Consider the following 2,389-nt stretch of genomic DNA (forward strand, 5'->3'; position numbering starts at 1 on the left):
AGGCGCTGGCGAAGAAGGTGAGGCCGAGCGCCGCCGCCGTCCAGGGTTCGATGCGCAGACCAAGCATCGGCAGGCCGAAGAACATCAGGAACAGCTGCATCAAGAGCGGCGTCCCCTGGAACAGGGCGATGTAGCCGGAGGCGACACGCCGGCTCCATTTGTTCTCAGCGATCCTGAAGAACAGCACGATCATGCCGACGATGCCGCCGCCGATAAAGGCGGCCAGCGATAGCAGCACCGTCCAGCGGGCGGCGAGCAGTAGGTTGCGCACGATGTCCCAGAAGGTGAACTCGATCATGACACACCGGCTCCGAGCGCGCGGCGCCCGCCTGACACCAGCAGCCGGCGCAAGGCCATCGACAGAGCGAGATAGACCAGCGTCACGACGAAATAGGTCTCGAAGGAGCGGAAGGTGCGTGCCTGCAGCATGTCGGCCTCGTAGGTCAGCTCACGCACGGCGATCTGCGACACGACGGCGGACTCCAGCATCATGATGACGATCTGGCTGGTGAGCGCGGGGTAGATGATCTTGAGCGCCTGCGGCAGCACGATCTTGACGAACACCTGGCGTGGCCGCAGCCCAAGGGCCAGCGCTGCTTCCGTCTGCCCGCCGGGCACGGCGTCAAGCCCGGCGCCGACGATCTCGATGGTGTAGGCCGCCATGTTGAGCGTCATCGCCAGCATGGCGGCCAGGAGCGGGTCGAGCCGGACGCCCAGGCTGGGCAGCCCAAAGAAGATGAAGAACAACTGCACCAGGAACGGCGTGTTGCGCATCACCTCGACATAGCAGGCGATTGCCCGCTTGAGCAGCACCGGGCCGTTTCGCCGCCCCGCGGCACCCAGGATGCTGAGCAGCGTTCCGGCCAGCGTGGTCACGGCGATCAGCAGGATCGTCGTGGCCGCGCCATGCGCGATGTCGCCCAGGGCACCCGGGAGCCAGCCAAAGGCCACGGAAACTCAATCCTTGAGATTGTCGGGATTGAGCGGCGTCTTCAGCCAGGCTTTCGAGCTTTCGTCCAGCTTGCCGTCGGCCAGCATCTTGGCGACCGCATCGTTCACGGCCTTCTTCAGGCCGTCTTCGTTCTTGTTGAGGCCGATATGCGAGGGCGAGGTCAGAAGCTGGAACTTCTGCTCCGGCTTCAGTGCGTCCTGCTTGGCCAGCACCTGCGCGCCGACATCGTTGCCGACGACCATCAGCTGCGTCTGGCCGGAGATGAAGGCCTGGATCACCGAATTGTAGTTGTCGAAGCGCTTGATGTCGGCCGATGCCGGTGCTGCCTCGGTGAGCGAGGTGTCTTCCAGCGTGCCGCGATTGACGGCGATCGACTTGTCGGCGAGGTCTTCCTTGCCTTTGACGGCAAGCGCTGCCGGACCGATCACGGCGATGTAGTAGGGCGCGTAGGCAGCGGCGAAGTCGATGACCTGCTCGCGTTCCTTCGAATAGCCGACGCTCATCAGCAGGTCGACGCGATGATCGTTCAGATACGGGATGCGGTTCTGGCCGGTGACGGCGATGGGATTGAGCTTCACCTTGAGCGTATCGGCGATGTATTGCGCGACATCCATGTCATAGCCCTTGAGGCTCATGTCGGCGCTGGCCGAGGAGAAGGGCGGAAAGTCGGCGAAGACGCCGACATTGATGGTGCCGGCCTTGGTGATGTCCGCCAGCGCATCGGCGCTAGCGGCCTGAACTGCGAGGCCGAAACCGGCCGTGCCGAGCATCAGCACGGCGGCGATGGAGGCAAATGTCTTACGGATTGTCATTGTCATTCCCCTGTCTGGAAGCTTTGTTTGTTCGGGTCGGCCGCCGGCTCCAGCGCGGCGGCTGCCTTTGCTTTTCTAGACGTCAGGCGCCCTTGCCTGTTATCGCCGGGCTGAACACCATCAGGCTCAGTATCTCGAACAGCACCTGTGCGGCGGCATGCGCCGTGTTGGTGGTCGAGTCGTATTGCGGCGCCACCTCGACGACGTCGCCGCCGACGATGTTAAGACCTTTGAGGCCGCGCAGCAGTTCGAGCACTTCGCGCGTCGTCAGACCGCCGACTTCCGGCGTGCCGGTGCCCGGCGCGAAGGCCGGATCGACGCTGTCGATGTCGAAGGAGACATAGGTCGGGCCGTCGCCGACGATCTTGCGCGCCTTCTCGATGATCGCCGGAATGCCGAGGCCGGTCACCTCCTCGGCATGCACCACGGTCATGCCGGACTCGTAGGTGAACTCCCACAGATATTCGGCCGAGCCGCGGATGCCGATCTGGATCGTGCGCGTCGGGTCGAGCACGCCGTCAAGCACCGCGTTGCGGAACGGGCCGCCATGGTGGAACTTGGTCATGTCGAACAGGCCACTGGTGTCGCAGTGGGCGTCGATATGGATCAACCCCACCGGGGCCTT

General features: G+C 64.0%; 4 protein-coding genes. All 4 read right to left on the reverse strand.

The genetic code is table 11. The features are described from left to right. On the reverse strand, positions 1-298 hold a 298-nt coding region (locus ENZ74_RS29400; RefSeq protein WP_164761297.1), incomplete at its 3' end, for an ABC transporter permease subunit. Beyond that, positions 295-951: an amino acid ABC transporter permease gene (locus ENZ74_RS29405; RefSeq protein WP_024502057.1), complete on the reverse strand. Its 657-nt coding sequence runs from the start codon at positions 949-951 to the stop codon at positions 295-297. The genes ENZ74_RS29405 and ENZ74_RS29400, both read right to left, overlap by 4 nt. A 6-nt stretch (positions 952-957) precedes the next feature. Further along, positions 958-1,764 (reverse strand): transporter substrate-binding domain-containing protein, encoded by an 807-nt coding sequence (locus ENZ74_RS29410; RefSeq protein WP_013528437.1) that lies wholly within the window; start codon positions 1,762-1,764, stop codon positions 958-960. 82 nt (positions 1,765-1,846) lie between these two features. Continuing rightward, positions 1,847-2,389 (reverse strand): arginase family protein (locus ENZ74_RS29415; RefSeq protein ID WP_206522351.1); only part of this gene is annotated, 543 nt, incomplete at its 5' end.

Origin of the sequence: Mesorhizobium sp. M7A.F.Ca.CA.002.15.2.1, from assembly GCF_003998715.1 — a bacterium.
Taxonomy (GTDB): domain Bacteria; phylum Pseudomonadota; class Alphaproteobacteria; order Rhizobiales; family Rhizobiaceae; genus Mesorhizobium; species Mesorhizobium ciceri.

What these genes read in the sequence shown, in the direction of transcription:
- ENZ74_RS29410 (WP_013528437.1), bottom strand. Translation starts at nt 1,764, where the DNA reads ATGACAATCCGTAAGACATTTGCCTCCATCGCCGCCGTGCTGATGCTC.